17 protein-coding genes are annotated in these 16,725 nt (G+C 64.8%); 9 read left to right on the top strand and 8 right to left on the bottom strand.

From position 1 onward, the window contains the following. Positions 1 to 204: 204 nt before the first annotated feature. Both BM382_RS10000 and BM382_RS09995 read left to right on the top strand, forming a co-directional pair. The gene (locus BM382_RS10000) at positions 205 to 1,524 is read left to right on the top strand and encodes a methyl-accepting chemotaxis protein (protein ID WP_072442752.1); all 1,320 of its coding nucleotides are present in this window, start codon (positions 205 to 207) and stop codon (positions 1,522 to 1,524) included. A gap of 89 nt (positions 1,525 to 1,613) precedes the next feature. Beyond that, complete coding sequence (locus tag BM382_RS09995; protein WP_072442749.1) at positions 1,614 to 2,153, top strand: DUF1003 domain-containing protein; 540 nt, start codon at positions 1,614 to 1,616, stop codon at positions 2,151 to 2,153. A 5-nt stretch (positions 2,154 to 2,158) separates the two neighbouring features. Here the strand turns inward: BM382_RS09995 and BM382_RS09990 are convergent, their stop codons facing one another. Next, complete coding sequence (locus BM382_RS09990; RefSeq protein WP_011062791.1) at positions 2,159 to 3,037, bottom strand: LysR family transcriptional regulator; 879 nt, start codon at positions 3,035 to 3,037, stop codon at positions 2,159 to 2,161. An 88-nt stretch (positions 3,038 to 3,125) separates the two neighbouring features. Between BM382_RS09990 and BM382_RS09985 the strand changes: the two genes are divergently transcribed. Both BM382_RS09985 and BM382_RS09980 read left to right on the top strand, forming a co-directional pair. Next, positions 3,126 to 3,845, top strand: a complete 720-nt coding sequence (locus BM382_RS09985) for a CTP synthase C-terminal region-related (seleno)protein (RefSeq protein WP_072442747.1) — start codon at positions 3,126 to 3,128, stop codon at positions 3,843 to 3,845. Then, complete coding sequence (locus tag BM382_RS09980) at positions 3,842 to 4,165, top strand: antibiotic biosynthesis monooxygenase family protein (RefSeq protein ID WP_011062793.1); 324 nt, start codon at positions 3,842 to 3,844, stop codon at positions 4,163 to 4,165. Before BM382_RS09985 ends, BM382_RS09980 begins: the two co-directional genes overlap by 4 nt. Positions 4,166 to 4,220: 55 nt before the next feature. On the opposite strand, the gene BM382_RS09975 is transcribed toward BM382_RS09980, so the two are convergent. Beyond that, complete coding sequence (locus BM382_RS09975) at positions 4,221 to 4,556, bottom strand: DUF2025 family protein (protein WP_011062794.1); 336 nt, start codon at positions 4,554 to 4,556, stop codon at positions 4,221 to 4,223. A 247-nt stretch (positions 4,557 to 4,803) separates the two neighbouring features. Here BM382_RS09975 and BM382_RS09970 point away from each other — a divergent pair, with 247 nt between their 5' ends. Both BM382_RS09970 and BM382_RS09965 read left to right on the top strand, forming a co-directional pair. Then, a complete protein-coding gene (locus tag BM382_RS09970) occupies positions 4,804 to 5,931 on the top strand; it encodes a glycerophosphodiester phosphodiesterase (protein ID WP_072442745.1) in 1,128 nt (375 codons plus the stop codon). Continuing rightward, positions 5,932 to 6,612, top strand: coding sequence for a helix-turn-helix domain-containing protein (locus BM382_RS09965; RefSeq protein ID WP_072442743.1), 681 nt, complete (start codon positions 5,932 to 5,934; stop codon positions 6,610 to 6,612). On the opposite strand, the gene BM382_RS09960 is transcribed toward BM382_RS09965, so the two are convergent. After that, complete coding sequence (locus BM382_RS09960; protein ID WP_072442741.1) at positions 6,590 to 7,501, bottom strand: sterol desaturase family protein; 912 nt, start codon at positions 7,499 to 7,501, stop codon at positions 6,590 to 6,592. The genes BM382_RS09965 and BM382_RS09960 overlap by 23 nt on opposite strands. Before the next feature lie 155 nt (positions 7,502 to 7,656). On the opposite strand from BM382_RS09960, the gene BM382_RS09955 reads away from it, so the two are divergent. After that, positions 7,657 to 7,974 carry a PepSY domain-containing protein gene (locus BM382_RS09955; RefSeq protein ID WP_011062798.1) on the top strand — a complete coding sequence of 106 codons (318 nt, stop codon included), beginning with the start codon at positions 7,657 to 7,659 and terminating at the stop codon, positions 7,972 to 7,974. 71 nt (positions 7,975 to 8,045) lie between these two features. On the opposite strand, the gene BM382_RS09950 is transcribed toward BM382_RS09955, so the two are convergent. Beyond that, positions 8,046 to 8,489, bottom strand: a complete 444-nt coding sequence (locus BM382_RS09950; RefSeq protein WP_072442739.1) for a hypothetical protein — start codon at positions 8,487 to 8,489, stop codon at positions 8,046 to 8,048. A 110-nt stretch (positions 8,490 to 8,599) separates the two neighbouring features. Next, positions 8,600 to 10,225, bottom strand: a complete 1,626-nt coding sequence (locus tag BM382_RS09945) for a methyl-accepting chemotaxis protein (RefSeq protein ID WP_011062800.1) — start codon at positions 10,223 to 10,225, stop codon at positions 8,600 to 8,602. 273 nt (positions 10,226 to 10,498) lie between these two features. On the opposite strand from BM382_RS09945, the gene BM382_RS09940 reads away from it, so the two are divergent. Next, on the top strand, positions 10,499 to 11,521 hold the full coding sequence (locus BM382_RS09940; RefSeq protein WP_011062801.1) for a transporter: 1,023 nt from the start codon (positions 10,499 to 10,501) through the stop codon (positions 11,519 to 11,521). 241 nt (positions 11,522 to 11,762) lie between these two features. After that, on the top strand, positions 11,763 to 13,373 hold the full coding sequence (locus BM382_RS09935; RefSeq protein ID WP_015636700.1) for an inorganic phosphate transporter: 1,611 nt from the start codon (positions 11,763 to 11,765) through the stop codon (positions 13,371 to 13,373). A gap of 132 nt (positions 13,374 to 13,505) precedes the next feature. Here the strand turns inward: BM382_RS09935 and BM382_RS09930 are convergent, their stop codons facing one another. The 3 genes from BM382_RS09930 to BM382_RS09920 are packed head-to-tail and all read right to left on the bottom strand — an operon-like array spanning position 13,506 to position 16,719. Beyond that, entirely contained in the window at positions 13,506 to 14,480 is a 975-nt protein-coding gene (locus BM382_RS09930; RefSeq protein ID WP_072442736.1) for a 5-oxoprolinase subunit C family protein, read from the bottom strand. Next, on the bottom strand, positions 14,477 to 15,349 hold the full coding sequence (locus BM382_RS09925; RefSeq protein WP_011062804.1) for a 5-oxoprolinase subunit B family protein: 873 nt from the start codon (positions 15,347 to 15,349) through the stop codon (positions 14,477 to 14,479). Before BM382_RS09925 ends, BM382_RS09930 begins: the two co-directional genes overlap by 4 nt. Next, the gene (locus BM382_RS09920; RefSeq protein ID WP_072442734.1) at positions 15,346 to 16,719 is read right to left on the bottom strand and encodes an acetyl-CoA carboxylase biotin carboxylase subunit; all 1,374 of its coding nucleotides are present in this window, start codon (positions 16,717 to 16,719) and stop codon (positions 15,346 to 15,348) included. Before BM382_RS09920 ends, BM382_RS09925 begins: the two co-directional genes overlap by 4 nt. Positions 16,720 to 16,725: the final 6 nt, after the last annotated feature.

Raw genomic sequence — 16,725 nt, 5'->3', positions numbered from 1 at the left:
AATCGATTCGCAGCCACTACGTCTCCTCTTGATGCGGCCAACGATGCACGCCAGCAACGTCGCCCGCGTCATCGCTGCGAATTTATCTGTCAGTCATGGAACGCTGGCATTGAGCAGATAATGCCGAACGCTGGGGAGCATTCGGCATACCGGCGAACTCAATAGGGATCGACGCGACGTTTCTCCCACAGAGCACCAGCTACCATGCTATTCAACCGCCACAACAAGACCATCGATTCCCTGCAGCAAACCATTGCCGAACAATCCCGACTGCTGGAAGCCATCGATCGCTCCATGGCGGTGATCGAATTCGACCTGCAGGGCAACGTCCTGCGAGCCAACGCCAACTTTCTCCAGATCCTGGGCTATCGCGAAGACCAGGTGACAGGCCAGCCGCACCGCCTGTTCTGCACCCCGGAGTACGTTCGCAGCAGCGACTACCAGCAATTGTGGAACCGCCTCAGAAGCGGCCAGTTCGAATCCGGAACCTTCGAACGGGTGGCCAGCAACGGCCAGAGCCTGTGGCTGGAAGCCAGCTACAACCCCATCCGCGACGCATCCGGCGCAGTGTACAAAGTGGTCAAGTACGCTCTGGATGTCACCGCCCGAGTGCAGGAAGAGGTGGAGGCACGAAACAAGCTGGACGCCATCGACCGGGCCATGGCGGTGATCGAGTTCAACCTCGACGGCAGCATCATCGGTGCCAACAGCAATTTCCTCAGCCGCATGGGCTACAGCCTGGCCGAGATCAAGGGCAAGCATCACCGCATGTTCTGCAAACCCGAGCTGATCAACAGCAGCGCCTACCAGGACTTCTGGAACCGCCTGAACCGGGGTGAGTTCTTCAACGGTCAGTTCGAGCGGATCGACAGGCACGGACGTACGCTGTGGCTGGAAGCCAACTACAACCCGGTCTACGACGCCAGCGGGCGCCTGTGCAAAGTGGTCAAGTACGCCGCCGACGTCACCCAGCAGGTGGAAAAACACGAACAGGATGCCCAGAGCGCGAGCCAGGCTTATCACATCTCGGTGCAGACCCGTAAAGTCGCCGAACAAGGCACCGGAGTGATCCAGCAAGCCGCCAGCGAAATGCGCCAGATCGCCGAGAACATCGAGGGCTCTTCATCGCTGATCGCGCGCCTGGGCGAACGCTCCGAGCAGATCACCGCCATCGTCAACACCATCCGCGCCATTGCCGACCAGACCAACCTGCTGGCTCTGAACGCCGCCATCGAAGCGGCCCGGGCCGGGGACCAAGGCCGTGGTTTTGCCGTGGTGGCCGATGAAGTCCGGCAATTGGCGGCGCGCACCAGCGGCTCGACGGCGGAAATCTCCAGCATGATCGACATGATCCAGAACGAAACGCAGCAAGCCATCAAGAGCATGGACGGTACCCGGGAGCGGGCGGCCAAGGGCGTGCAACTGGCGGATCAGGCGGGCACGGTGATCCTGCAGATTCGCGACGGTGCCAGCGAGGCGGTAGAGGCCGTGAGCATGTTCGCCAACGAACGCGGCGCCCCCTGAGGGCAGGCTTCCCCGGCGTCGAGAGCGACGTCGGGCCTGGCCCGGGAGGCTATAGTGGCCTGACGTCCCAGTGCCTGGCGGAGGCCATCATGAGTTCCAGCGACATCCCGAAGAAACCCACTCCGGTCATCGACCACCTGCGCTTTCATCGCGCCCATGCCCACCTGGCGCCGACCTTCGGCACCGATAACTTCGCCCTGAAGGCCGAAGCCTTCGCCCGGTTCTTCGGCACCCCGACCTTCCTCGGCGCACAAACCCTGGTGGTACTGGTCTGGGTGGCCCTGAACCTGACCGGCGTCACCCATTTCGACGTCTATCCCTTCATCCTGCTGAACCTGGCCTTCAGCCTGCAATCGGCCTATGCCGCCCCGCTGATTCTCCTCGCACAGACCCGCCAGGCCGCGCGGGACAAGGCCCAGGCGGATGCCGATGCGCAGCACCGCGAAGCCCTGGCCGTTGCCAACAGCGAACGCCAGGCCCAGGCCGCACAGACCACCACGCAACTGATGGAGCTGCTGGAACAGAACACCCGCCTGACCGAAATGACCAAGCAACTGACCGAGCGCATCGAGAATCTCACCAGTGAGATGCATGAGCATTTCGTGCGCAAGGATCAACCCAAGGCCTGAAGGCCTCAGGGCCAGCGCAGGTGCCGCGCCAACTCGTCGAACAGTGTCACCACCGAACGCAAGGCCCGACAGTCCGGGCGGGTCAGCAGCCACAGGGCGGTTTCCTGGCCCAGGGGTTCACTCAACGCTTCCAGCCCGGCACTGCCCACCAGGAAATCCGGCAGCGCGGCCACGCCCAGGCCAGCGCGCACCAGCTCGGTAACCGAAAGCATGCTGTTGCAGCGGTAACTGGGCTGTACGCCGGGCCATTGCTGGCGACGCCAGACCACGGTGGGGTGATCGGGCAGGAAATCGTCCGGGGCGATCCAGGCCAGCCGCGACAGATCAGTGCAGTCAACCCGTTGCCGATAGGCCGGGCTGGCGCATACCCGGTAGGACACCGCCCCCAGGCAGCGCCCCACCAGGTGCTCTGGAGGCCTCGCGGTCAGGCGCACGGCAATATCCGCATCACGCCGGTTGAGATTGGCGAAATCATTGGACGTGCACAGCTCGATGACCAGTGCCGGGTAGTTCGCCATGAACTGCGCCAGGGCCGGCAGCAACAGGCCTTGCAACACCGAATCGGTACAAGTCAGGCGTACCGTGCCGCTGACCACTTCGCCGCCCCGGGCCACGCCGATACGCGCCGCTTCCAGGGCCTGTTCAGCATGTTCTGCCTGCTGCGCCAGGGCCTGGGCCAGGCTGGTGGGCAAGTAGCCGGCGCGGCTCTTGTCGAACAACTGCTGGCCCAGCCCGGCCTCCAGCCGGCGCACGGCGCGAAACACCGTCGAGACATCGACCTTGAGCAGGGCCGCAGCACGCGCCAGGGAGCCGCCGCGAACCAGGGCCAGGATCAATGAGAGATCGGGGTAGTCCAACTGATAGTGCGCTGGTGCAATGATCATTTGGGTAAACGCCAATATTGATTGCGTAGGCGCCAATTTATAGTGGGCCCAGGCCATCGACAAGTCAGGGTCACAACCGGAGAGTTCCATGCATCCACAGGTACCAGCACCGACCATTCGTATCGCCCTGGTGGGGGATTACGACCCACAGATCACCGCGCACCAGGCCATCCCCCTGGCCCTGGAGCGGGCAGCGCAGGAGGGTGCCGGCCCAATGGAATACCAGTGGCTGGCAACCGCCGATCTGCACCAGGAGAAAGACCTGGAGGGCTTCCACGGTATCTGGTGTGTCCCCGGCAGCCCCTACCGCAACATCGAGGGTGCCCTGCTGGCGATCCGCGTGGCGCGTGAACAGCAGCGGCCATTTCTCGGTACCTGTGGCGGCTTTCAGCACGCGGTCCTGGAATACGCCCGCAATGTGCTGGGCTGGGCCGATGCTGAACACGGCGAAACCGCGCCCGACGCCGAGCGCGTGCTGCTCACGCCCTTGAGTTGCGCCCTGGTGGAAGCCCGGGACTCGATTCAGTTGCGCGCCAACAGCCGCATCGCCAGGGCCTACGGCACAACCTGCATCGAGGAAGGTTATCGCTGCCGCTATGGCGTCAATCCGGACTTCGCTGGCGCCCTGCTCAGCGGCACCTTGCTCCCCACTGGCCATGACAGCGCCGGCGACCTGCGCAGCCTGGAACTGGACGAGCATCCGTTCTTCGTCGCCACCCTGTTCCAACCCGAGCGCGCGGCCCTCCAGGACCGCACACCGCCTCTGGTCAGGGCGTTGCTCACGGCCTGCCGGGAGTGCCAAGCATGACTGACCGGACTCCCGCACCGCCCTACTACGCCGTGATTTTCAGTTCCCAGCGCGGTGAAGCCGACCCCGCCTATGAACAGGCAGCCGAACGCATGCTCGAACTGGCGCGCCAGCAGCCGGGGTTTCTCGGGGTCGAATCGGCACGAGGTGAGGACGGCTTCGGCATCACCGTGTCGTACTGGAGCAGCGAAGCGGCGATCCTGGCCTGGAAGCAGCACCCCGAACACAGCGCGATCCGCGAGCGCGGTCGGGCACAGTGGTATCGCCAGTTCAGCACCCGGGTGAGCAAGGTCCAACGGGCTTACGGCTTTCCAGGCTGAGCCCGCTTCAGGCACGGATTCCCGAGCCGCCCGGGTGACGGCTCGGGGGCACGCATCAGCCCTGCGTGGTCGACAGCAGGCTGCGCACCGCCTGGATTTCCGGCAAATCGCTGCGGCGCATGTATACCCGCAGCGGCTCGCTGATATTGATCCGGTCGTCGATGTTCTGATCCAGCAGCAGCTGGATCTGCTCGCGCTTGAGGCTCATGGCCTGGTCCGACACCGGCGCCCAGACAAACTCGTGGGCCGGCACGATGGCGTCGTCGGCCACGTCCATGCCAAAGGAGTCTTCGCTGAAGCGCACGATATAGCGACCGGTCTTGCGATTGAAGCCGACAAAGCCCTTGAGCTGGTCGGCAGCCTGACAGATGAGTTCGGAGGTGATGCTCATGGTAAACCTCACTAGAGTCCCGCAGGACAGGTGATCAATGGTCTACACGCGAGGCAAGGGACAGCGGAGTTTTCAGGGCCTCCCTCTGATGGGGAAACTGCAGCGCCCAAGAGTACTGCAAAGCGCCGGAAAAAAGCGCTGAAAAATGCAAATGAGAGGGATTTATGTCGCTCTGGAGATAGCACAAGCGTCATCGAGTTGCTAAAAGATATCCCCTTGTACACGCCCCCACGAAAGGATTTCGAGCATGCCCGCGACCTTCACCCCTTGTGCCCTGATGCTGGGCCTGATGCTCGCTTGCGGACTGGCCCAGGCCTCTGAACAGCCTGACCCGGACGCCCTGGCCGCTCGCCAGGGGATTCCACAGCCAGCGGTGATCGCCCACCGCGGCGCCTCTTTCGATACCCCCGAATCCACCGCGGCTTCCTACACGCTGGCCCGGGACCTGGGCGCCGACTACCTGGAAATGGACCTGCAACGCAGCAAGGATGGCGTGCTCTTCGCCCTGCACGACAACAACCTGCAACGCACCACCGACGTGGCGCAGAAATTCCCCGAACGCAAGGACAGCCCGGCCAACGCCTTCACCATGGCGGAACTGAAAACCCTCGACGCCGGCAGCTGGTTCAACCAGGCCCACCCGGAGCGGGCGCGACCGGGCTTTGCCGGGCTGAAGATCCTCACCCTGGATGAAATCATCGACATCGCCCAGGGCAATGCGCAGCACAAGCCCGGGCTGTATATCGAGACCAAGGAACCCCAGCTGTTCCCCGGTATCGAGCACGACCTCAAGGAAAAACTCCAGGACCGTGGCTGGCTGAGCCCGGCCGGTTCCAAGCTGGCGAAAAGCGAACTGGCGGTGGGCCAGGGCAAGGGCAAGGTGGTACTGCAGACCTTCGACAAGCACAGCCTGGAACTGCTGCACCAGGCAATGCCCAACGTGCCGAAAGTACTGTTGCTTTGGGTCGCGCCCGGTAGTATCGAACCCGCGTCCGGCCAGAGCTTCGCCAGCAGCGGCGAAACCGACAAGGCCGCGTTCTATGCCCGGCAGCAGCCCAAGGACCAGGCCGAGTTCAAGCGCTGGGTGGATTTCGCCAAGGCCCAGGGTGCCATCGGCACCGGCCCTTCCGCGGCCCTGACCGGCGGTGGCGAGCAGAGCTACTCGGACCTGGTGCAACCCTGGATGAACCAGTACACCCACGACCAGGGCCTGCTGGTGCACGTCTACACCATCGACGAGCCGGTGGACTTCAAGAAGGTCATGGATGCCGGGGTCGATGGCATCTTCACCAACCGCAGTGCCGAACTGCTCAAGTACTTCAAGCGGCCGGCCAGTGCCAGCGTGGCGCAATTGCTGGACGCCAGCGGTTACTGAATGGCGGTTTCGCACTGGCACGGCGAGCTCTGGCTGGGCCGGGATTTCGGCCTGATCCACGGGGCGATGGGGCCAACCGAGCCCCATGCCCACTATGCCCATCAGCTGATCATCGCCCCCGGGCAACCGGTCACGGTGGCGCTCGCGGGCGGGCTGCAGAGTGCTCATTACCTGTTGATCCCGGCCTTGCAGCGCCACGCCATCGTTCAGGCTCCCGAGCAGGCCTTCACGGTGTACGCCGAGCCGCTGCTGATCGCCGTCGAAGACCTGCAAGCATGCGTCAGTGGCGCCGCCCCCTCACTGCCCGGCCTGGAAGCGGCGCTGCGCCGTTGCCCGCGCCAGCCCGTTGCCGACCCACGTGTAGCGCGGGCACTGCACGCCGTGGATGCCGCCCTGGAGGGCAAGGTGGCCGCCGCGCAACTGGCGGCCCGGGCCCATGTATCCCTGAGCCAGCTGGAGCGTCTGTTCGCCCGTGACGTCGGCCTGCCGGTAAGGCGCCTGGTGCTCTGGCGCCGCCTGCGCCTGGCCATGGCCCTGGTGCTGGAGGGCCAGACCCACACTGGCGCGGCACACGGCGCCGGGTTCGCCGACAGCGCGCACTTCTCCCGCACCCTGAAGAGCCTGTTCGGCGTCACCGCCAGCCAGGCCCTCAAGCACCTCAAGCCCCGCTTGCTGGTCTGACGCGCCGGCGCAACTGCTCGGGCACCACGGGTTCTGCCCCATAGCGCTGGGCCTTGAACGGCTCCAGCAACTGCGGCCAGTAATCCACCGGGTAGTCGGCACGGCTGCCAATCCCCAGGTCGCCCTGGCGCATGCAATAGTCATCGCGATAAAACGCGGTGCCCAGCAGCCAGTCCCAGAGATTGAAGAACAGCCCGAAGTTCACATCCCCGGCGCGTCCGTACTTCATGTGGTGAAAGCGATGCACCGGTGCCCAGGCGAAGATCCAGCGCAAAGGCCCCAGGCGCATGTCGACATTGGAATGCTGCAACAGCAGCTGGACGGCAATGGCCAGGGCCAGCAACTGCGCCACCGGCAGCGGGATGCCCAGCAACACCAGCGGCAGCAGCCCGGCCGAAGCTTCGATCAACTGGTGCAGGGGATGCTTGAGCAAGCCATTGAAACCGTACATGCGCTGCACACTGTGATGCACCGCATGCAAACGCCAGAGCCAGGCCAGGCGGTGACTGGCGTAGTGGGCCAGGGTAATGCCGCAATCAGCGATCACGATGGCCAGCAGCAACTGCCCCCAGAGCGGCCAGCCCTGGGGCCAGAGCCCATCATGGGCCAGCAGCGCCACCAGCCCGGGCAACGCCAGCAGCCCCAGCGCATTGAGGCTTTCATTGACCAGGGCATGCAGGCTGTCGCGCAGGCGGTCGCCTTGGGTACGGTTCCAGCCAGGCTCATAGGGCAAGCACCATTCCGCCAGGAACGACACCCCCAGCGCAGCCCCGAACACCCCCAACAACCCGCTGGCAGACGCCGGCCCAGCACTCATCCACCACACCCCGGCGCCGATGAACCCGGCAAACACCAAGGGTGCGTACAACCATGCAAGCATTCGTTTCATTTGCTGCAGCTCCTGTAGGGAAAACCGCAGCTTGCGACCCGATGCCGGGGCGCGGCTTGAACAAACGACGCAAAGAGTGACCTGAATTAAGGGTGAATTAAGTTGCGTTGGCTAACCTGTGCCCATCGAAACCCATCACCCCAAGGAATCAACCCATGACCAAGTTCTCCGCCCTGTTCGCAGCCGCCGCCCTGACCCTGACCGCTGGCCTGGCCCAGGCCGATGTGCGCCCGGACCTGATCCCCGGCCTGCTCAAGTCCGGCGCCATCATGGACCTGGAAAAACTCAACCAGGCCGCCCTCGCCCAGCACCCGGGCACCACCGCCGCCAGCATCACCGACACCGAGCTCGAGCAGACCGCCACTGGCGCCTACGTCTACCAGGTGGAACTGCGCGACAGCAAAGGCATCGAGTGGGACGTGGACCTGGATGCCAAGACCGGCAAGGTCCTGAGCAACAAGCAAGACAAGTAACCCCCCCCGCCCCTACAAGGCCGCGCCCCGCTTCGGGAGCGCGGCCTTGTGCGTTGGGGCGTGCGGATCAGTCAGGCACTGGTGCTGACCAGGGAGCCCGCAGTACTGCTCTGGGATTGCTGCAGGGCCTGGAACAAGGCCGCGGTGGCGGTCTGCAACGAAGCGCTGGTGCTGGCCACCTGAGCCTGGGCTGCCGCTACTTGCGCGGCCTTGGCATCGGCACTTTCCTGCTGGCTCTGCGCGGCCTGCAACTGCTGCTGTTGCTCCTGCAATTGCTTTTGCAGTTCAGCGATCTGCTTGCGCAACTGCTTGACCGAGTCGCTGCTGGAATCATCGCTGCTGGAACTGCCGCCGGCCGCGCCAGCACCCGTGGCCGGCGCCTTGGTCGCGTCGCTGGCAGCAGTGGTACTGGCGGTGGAGGTCGCTGAAGTGTCGCTGTCCGAACTGCCGGCGATGCGGGTCTTGCTCGGGCTGACCTGGGGCTGGTTGATCGCGATGGAAGTGATGCTGACCATGGTGTGAGTCCTGTCGGGTGTGAAGATACCCGGTCATCGACACCCGCCCCGGCCACTTGAGAGTGATCGTGTATCGGCCTGGTAAGCAGGCCGATACACCCCGGCCGACCTCAGGCGCTCAAGCGCGCCGTGACCTCGCTCAACTGCCCCGACAGGCCGTGCAGATTGCGGCTCGCCGCCTCGGTGCGCTGCACGTTGTCCAGATTGGTACTGGCGATGGACGTGATCTCGGTGAGGTTGCGGGAAATGTCCTCGGCCACCGACGTCTGCTCCTCGGCGGCGGTCGCGATCTGCCGGTTCATGTCGCGAATCGCTTCCACCGCTTCGGTGATGCGCTCGAGCATGGCCCCGGCCTCGGTCACCTGCTGCACGCTCTGCTCGCTGCGGGACTGGCCGCTCTCGATGGCCTGGGCCGCATCCACGGCCCCGGTCTGCACGCTCTGGATGATCTGGTTGATCTCGGTGATCGAGGCCGCGGTGCGCTGCGCCAGGCTGCGCACTTCATCGGCGACCACGGCAAAACCGCGCCCGGCCTCACCGGCCCGGGCTGCTTCGATGGCCGCGTTGAGGGCCAGCAGGTTGGTCTGTTCGGCAATGCCCTGGATCACTTCCAGGACCTTGCCGATGCGCCCGCTGTCGGCCTCCAGCCGGCGGATCACGGTGGCGGTGTTGGCAATCTCGCCACGCATCTGGGTGATGCTGTGGATGGTCTGCTGCATCACCTGTTCGCCCTGCTGCGCCGACTGGTCGGCATCGTCTGCGGCACGAGCGGCGTCGGCGGCGTGGCGCGCCACTTCCTGGGCGGTGGCGGACATCTCGTTCATCGCCGTGGCCACCTGGTCCGTGCGGTTGAACTGCTCGTTGGTGCCCTGGGACATCAGGGTGGCGATGGAGTTGAGCTCGCCGCTGGAACTGTCCAGGTCCGAGGCACTGCGCTGCAAGCTGGCGAAGGTCTGGGCCAGGAAATCCCGCAGGGTGTTGGCGGCCATCGCCAGCTTGCCCAGTTCATCCTGACGCTCGCTGGCCACCCGCTGGGCCAGTTGGCCGCGGCTGAGCTGGGCGACATAGTCGATCAACTGACGGATCGGCTGCACCAGGCTGCGATTGACCAGCCACAGGCTGAGCAGGCCGATCAGCAAACCGGAAGCCAGCATCACCAGAATACCCAGCCACACCGTGCGGTCGGCCGCTGCACTGATCTCGGCGGACTGCCGGTCGCCGTGCTGGCGCAGCTCGGTCACCAGTTCGCTCATCTGCTCGCTGGTGGCCCGGTCCACGCCCTTGACCGCGGCATCGCCGGCACTCGGATCGGCACCGCCGGCCACATAGGCATCGCGGCCCTTCTGGTAGGCCGAACCCAACTGCCGGTGCTCATCCGCCAGGCGCTGCACCCGGCTCTTGAGGGAGGCGTCCAGCCCGGGGGTCTGCACCAGCTGGCCGAGGATGTTCTGCACATCGCGCTGGCGGTCTTCGAACTGCTGCCAGTACTTGTTCAACTCCTGGGGCTGCTTGCCCCGCAACAATACGTTCTTCCACTCCTGCACCTGGCTCTTGAACTGCAGGTTGGCCTCGTCGATCAACTGCGAACTGCGCAGCGGACCTTCTATCAGCTCGCGGTAGCTCTGCACGCCACCGGACAGCAAATGAAAACTCGCCAGGGCGATCAACAACATCGCCAGCAGGCTACCGCTCAGCAGGGCAAGGATTTGCGCTCTCAGGGATTTTTGCAAAAACATCGAGGAGATCTCATGGCAGGGATAGAGCAGGCCCGATGAAGGCATGCGTAGTGCCGAACATCCCTGTAAGGCGCATTCGAGAGGGGTCGAATGAGTGCAGCGTAGGAGTGTGATCGGCCTGCGCAAGACAATCTTGAGTGCCGCCGACCATCGGTATGACGGGCTCCATCATGCACTTCAAAACGTCACAAAAATGTCAAAAAGCCTTGCCATGATGGGGCTCAAGTGAACCTGAGAAACCCGCGCCAGGCACTGTCCCTCCTGCGAGACTCCATGAACCACAGCATCGACCAGAGTCACCGTGATTCCGATCTGTTCGGCCTGCTCTACGGTTTCAGCTTTCGCCCCGGCGAACGGGGCCGCGAACTGGACTCGGCTAAAGCCCTGCAAGCCCTGCAACACCCCGAGGACAGCGAGGAGTTCCTCTGGCTGCACCTGAACCTGGCTCACGCCGCGTGCGAGCGCTGGATGAAGTCCCACCTGCAATTGCCCGACGAATTCTTCGAGGCCCTGCACGAAGGCTCGCGCTCGACCCGCATCGAACAGGTGGATTCGGCCCTGCTGGCGGTGGTCAACGACGTGGTGTTCAACTTCGGCAGCATGGTTTCCTCGGACATCTCCACCCTCTGGGTCTGCGCCCGCAGCCGCCTGATCGTCAGCGCCCGCCTGCAGCCGCTGCACTCGGTGGACAAGCTGCGCTCCTCGGTCAAGGCCGGAGAACGCTTTCGCTCGCCCCTGGAACTGCTGGTGCACCTGCTACGGGACCAGGGCGAAGTGCTGACCCAGATCGTGCGCCGGACCAGCCTCAGCGTGGATCAGATCGAGGACCAGTTGCTGGCGGCCCGGGTCTCCACCAACCGTGCCGAACTGGGGGCCATGCGCCGGGTGCTGGTGCGCCTGCAACGGCTGCTGGCCCTGGAGCCGGGCTCGCTGCTGCGCCTGCTCAACCGCCCGCCGCAATGGTTGCAAAAGGAAGACGTCAAGGAGCTGCGCAAGTCCACCGAAGAGTTCGCCCTGATCATCAACGACCTCACCGCCCTGGGGGAGCGGATCAAGCTGCTGCAGGAAGAGATCGCCGCCAACCTCAACGAACAGACCAACCGCACCCTGTTCACCCTGACGGTGGTCACGGTGCTGGCGTTGCCGATCAACATCATCGCCGGTTTCTTTGGCATGAACGTCGGTGGCATTCCGTTCTCCGGCGACCCGGAGGGCTTCTGGATCCTGGTAGCGCTGGTGGCCACTTTCACCGTGATCGCCGGGCGCTGGGCCTTTCGCAAACGCCAGGACTACTGACCCCACCTTGTAGGAGCCGGCTTGCCGGCGAAGGCGTCTGCCAAGGCAGGTGCTTGGCTTGAGGGCCTCTTCGCCGGCAAGCCGGCTCCTGCGGGATGAGCGGGATGGAGGGATGGTCGTGCGTGATCGATCTGATCAACGGAACGGCTCAATTGCGTAAACCATGACCTGAGGCAGCCTCCCTGTAACATTCAGCAACGATCATGGGCAGCACTCCTTCTCGCCACAGGATTGTCCAGCAATGGCCACCCCGTCCCTGACTGCCGCTTCGTCCAACCTCGACAGCAAACCGCAACTGGATAAAAAGCCCGGCCCCTTCACCCTCGTCGCCTTCTTCGCGGTGCTGGCCATGGGCTTGTTGTTCACCGCCTACAGCCTGGTGCACGACATGCACGAGCTGGGCACCACGGTCACCACCTGGACCCCGTTCCTGCTCCTGGGCGTGGCGTTGCTGATCGCCCTGGGCTTCGAGTTCGTCAACGGTTTCCATGACACCGCCAACGCCGTGGCCACGGTGATCTACACCCACTCGCTGCCGCCGCAGTTCGCGGTGGTCTGGTCCGGCCTGTTCAACTTCCTCGGCGTACTGCTGTCCAGCGGCGCGGTGGCTTTCGGCATCATCGCCCTGCTGCCGGTGGAACTCATCCTGCAGGTGGGTTCCTCCGCCGGTTTCGCGATGATCTTCGCCCTGCTGATCGCCGCCATCCTATGGAACCTCGGCACCTGGTGGCTGGGCCTGCCGGCTTCGTCTTCCCACACCCTGATCGGCTCGATCATCGGTGTCGGCGTGGCCAATGCCCTGATGCATGGCCGCGACGGCACCAGCGGCGTGGACTGGGGCCAGGCCACCAAGGTCGGCTACGCCCTGCTGTTCTCGCCCCTGATCGGCTTCGTGTTCGCCGCCCTGCTGCTGTTGGCCCTGCGCCTGTTCGTCAAGAACCGTGCCCTGTACAAGGCACCCAAGGGCGACGCACCGCCGCCCTGGTGGATTCGCGGGCTGCTGATCCTGACCTGCACCGGCGTGTCCTTCGCCCACGGTTCCAACGACGGCCAGAAAGGCATGGGCCTGATCATGCTGATCCTGGTGGGCACCCTGCCCATGGCCTACGCCTTGAACCGCACCATGCCCGCCGACCAGTCGCTGCAATTCGCCGCGGTGGCCGAAGTCACCCAGCAGGCCCTGGTGAAGAGTGCCCCGCAACCGGCGCCGGCCGATTCCCGCGCGGTGCTCTCCGAGTACATGCGCAGCAAGGAAGCGACACCGGAACTGATCCCCGCGCTGGCCGCCCTGACCGGCGCCATCGGCACTGAAGTGAAGGGCTACGGTTCGCTGGCCAAGGTGCCCGCCGAAGCCATGGGCAACGTGCGCAACGACATGTACCTGACCAGCGAGGCGATCCGCCTGATGGACAAGAATCAGGTAGGCCACTTCGACCAGGACACCCGAGACAAGCTGCAACTGTTCAAGCAACAGATCGACAACGCCACGCGCTTCATTCCGCTGTGGGTGAAGATCGCCGTGGCCATCGCCCTTGGCCTGGGCACCATGGTGGGCTGGAAGCGCATCGTGGTCACCGTTGGCGAAAAGATCGGCAAGACCCACCTGACCTACGCCCAGGGCGCCTCGGCGGAAACCGTGGCGATGCTGACCATCGGCGCGGCGGACATGTTCGGCCTGCCGGTGTCCACCACCCATGTGCTGTCCTCGGGGGTGGCCGGGACCATGGTGGCCAATGGCGGCGGCTTACAGATGCGCACCATCCGCAACCTGGCCATGGCCTGGGTGCTGACCCTGCCGGCGGCGATCCTGCTGTCCGGCAGCCTGTACTGGTTGTTCACTCAGCTCTTCTGAGGGGCGTGCCTCCCCCTCTGTAGCCGCTGCCGAGCCTGCGAGGCTGCGAAAAGGCCCGCGGGGCCTTGCCTGGCGATCCCTCGCCAAACCTGCAGCAACCTCAGGCTCCCAGCGGCTACACGAGCAAGAGGGTCAGGAAGGGAACAACTTGCTCAGGCAACTGAGCTTTTTCTTGTAGGAACGCCGGGCCTCCAGCGCTTCTTCCAGGGTCACCGCGACAAAACGGGCCTTCTGGTTGGGCTGCATCTGGCCGATCAGGTCGAGGTCGGCGCTGATCACCGTGCCGATCATCGCGTAGCCACCACCGGACACCGCGTCCCGGTGCAGGACGATGGGTTCGAGCCCCGCCGGCACCTGGATCGAACCGATGGGATAGCAACTGTCGACGATGTTCGACGGATCGGAACCGGCACCGAACGGCTGCTCCCTGGGCTGGAAGCTCAAGGCGCTGCCGCCCTTGAAGCGATAGCCGATGCGGTCCGCCTCCGAACCCACGGTCCAGGGTTCGGCGAAGAAGCTGGCCTTGGCCGCCTCGCTCAAACGTTCGTAGTACAGGCCCGGCACCACCCGCAGGGTGATTTCGCCGCCCAGGGACTGGCGCAGCGCCATGGGCAGACTGGCGCCCGGGCGGCTCTTGCCGCTGTCCATGCCCACCGGCAGCTCATCACCCGCCACCAGGCGCCGGCCCTGGAAACCACCCAGGGTACCCAAGGCGTAAGTCGAGCGGCTGCCCAGCACCAGCGGCACATCGATGCCACCGGCCACCGCCAGATACGCCCGGGCCCCGGCCTTGGGAAAGTCGAAGCGCAGCACTTGCCCGGCCTTGACCGCAAAGGCGGTGTCCAGGTGCATGTCCACGCCATCGAGCTTGGGGGTCATGTGGGCACCGCAGACCGCCACCAGGGCATCGGTGCTGAATGCAAGCTCAGGGCCGAGCAAGGTGCACTCCAGCCCCGCTGCCCCCGCCGGGTTGCCCACCAGCTGGTTGGCGGCGCTCAGGGCGTACTGGTCCAGGGCCCCGGACGGCGGAATCCCCAGGTGATAGAAACCTTCGCGACCCAGGTCCTGTACCGATGTGGCCAGGCCCGGTTTGATGACCTTGATCATGCCAGCACCTCCTGCAACGACTTGGGATAGCCGACCGGGTCGGCGAGAAAGGCATCCAGGGAAAACTCCACCTCGCGGATGCGCAAGTCGAAACGCCCGGCCTCGACTTCGGCCACGGCAAGGTCATAGGCCTGGCGGTCAATGGGCTTGAACTGCACGATGTCCCCCGGACGGAAGAACACCATGTGCTGCTTGAGGTAGGTCAACTGTTGCTGCGGGTCGTAGATCGGCGCCGGGGTGACGCCGAACATCTGGTAGCCGCCGGCACCGCGCACCGAGTAGATGCAGCCGAAACAGCCGCCGTGGCCCAGGGTCAGTTTGGGCGTATCGGTGCGCGGCCGCAGGTACTTGGGCACCTGCAGTTGCCGTTCACGTTCGACCATCTGGAACATGAACGGCAGGCCCGCCACAAAGCCCACCATGGAGACGAACCAGGGCGCGCCGCTGTGGGCGGCGATAAAGGCTTCGACATCCGCCAGGCCGTTGATCCGCGCCGCGTACTCAAGATCGGTGGCGCTGGGGTCTTGGTGCCGGTCGCGAAAGCGCATCAGGGTTTCATGGGTCCAGGGGTCGTTGTAGAGCACCGGGATCTCGATGATCCGGGTATGCAGGCTGCGCTCGGCCACCGCGCAGGCCTCGGCCTGTTGCACCGCCTCCAGCAGATCCTGCGGGGCGATGCGGTCCGGGTCAAAGCGGATCTGGAACGAAGCATTGGCCAGGCACACATCCAGCACGCCATCCAATTCCAGGCGCTCCACCGCGCGGGTTACCGCCATGCCCTTGAAGAAGGCTTCCAGGGACATGCTGTCGCTGACTTCGGCGAACAGGTGCTCGTCGGCACCAAAGCTGTAGCGGATCGGCTGGCTCATGCGACACCTCCGGCGCGGCGCTCGGCCAGCCAGGTTTCCAGGGTTCCGGTGTGAAAGTCGGCCTGCTCCAGCCAGGGTTCGGCCAGCAGTTCACGGTGCAGCGACAAGGTGCTGGCCATGCCGGTCAGGGTGGTGTGCTCCACGGAAATCCGCGCTCGGGCCAGGGCTTCGCCACGGTCACGGCCGTGGACGATCAGCTTGGCCAGCAGCGAGTCGTAATAAGGCGGCACAGCATAGCCCGGGTACAGGTGGCTATCGACTCGCACCCCGGCGCCTTGCGGCCAGATCAACTGCTCGACCTTGCCCGGGCTGGGGAAGAAATCCCGCGCCGGGTCTTCGGCGTTCAGGCGCATCTGCAAGGCCGCGCCGTTAAGCCGGATATCACTCTGGCGCAAACCCAGGGGCTCGCCCCCGGCAATACGCAGCATGGCCTGGACCAGATCGATGCCGGTGATCAGCTCGCTGATGGGGTGCTCCACCTGGATCCGCGTGTTCATCTCGATAAAGAAGAACTCGCCGGTGCTGTCGTCGTAGAGGTATTCCAGAGTGCCCGCGCCCTGGTAGCCCAAGGCTTCGGTGAGGCGCACGGCGCTGCTGCACAACTGCTCACGCTGCTCGGCACTGAGTACCGGCGACGGCGCCTCCTCGAAGATCTTCTGCCGCCGTCGTTGCAGCGAACACTCGCGTTCGAACAGGTGCACCGCGTGTTTGCCATCGCCCAACACCTGAACTTCGATGTGCCGCGCACGGCCAATGAAACGCTCCAGGTACACCGCGCCATTGCCGAACGCGGTCTGGGCTTCGCGTTGCGCCCGAGGGAATTCCTCGGCCAATTGCGCCGCGTCCTGGGCCAGGCGGATCCCGCGCCCGCCACCGCCGGCACTGGCCTTGATCAACAACGGAAAGCCCACGACTTCAGCGGCCGCCAGCGCACTGTCCAGGTCGAAGAGTTCTCCTGGGGAGCCCGGTACCACCGGCACTCCCGCCGCCTGCGCAGTGCGCCGGGCTTCGGCCTTGTCACCCATGCGGCGGATGGTTTCGGCACTGGGACCGACGAAGATCGCCCCGGCCTCGACCACCGCCTCGGCGAAGTCGGCATTCTCGGAAAGAAAGCCATAGCCCGGATGTACCGCGTTGGCACCGCTGGCCTGCAAGGCACCGAGCAGGGCCTGGACATTCAGGTAGCTCTTGTCGGCCCGCGCCGGGCCGATGATCTGTACTTCATCGGCCATACGTGCGGCCATGGAATCGGCATCCGCCTCACTGCAGGCGGCAACGGTGGGAATCCCCAGGGCCTTGGCCGCGCGAATAATGCGCACGGCAATCTCGCCACGGTTGGCCACCAGCAATTTGTTGATTGATCCAGTCATGCCCCG

It is taken from the genome of Pseudomonas sp. NFPP25 (assembly GCF_900116505.1).
Classification (GTDB): domain Bacteria; phylum Pseudomonadota; class Gammaproteobacteria; order Pseudomonadales; family Pseudomonadaceae; genus Aquipseudomonas; species Aquipseudomonas protegens.
This window is presented reverse-complemented; position numbering and strand designations above follow the sequence as displayed.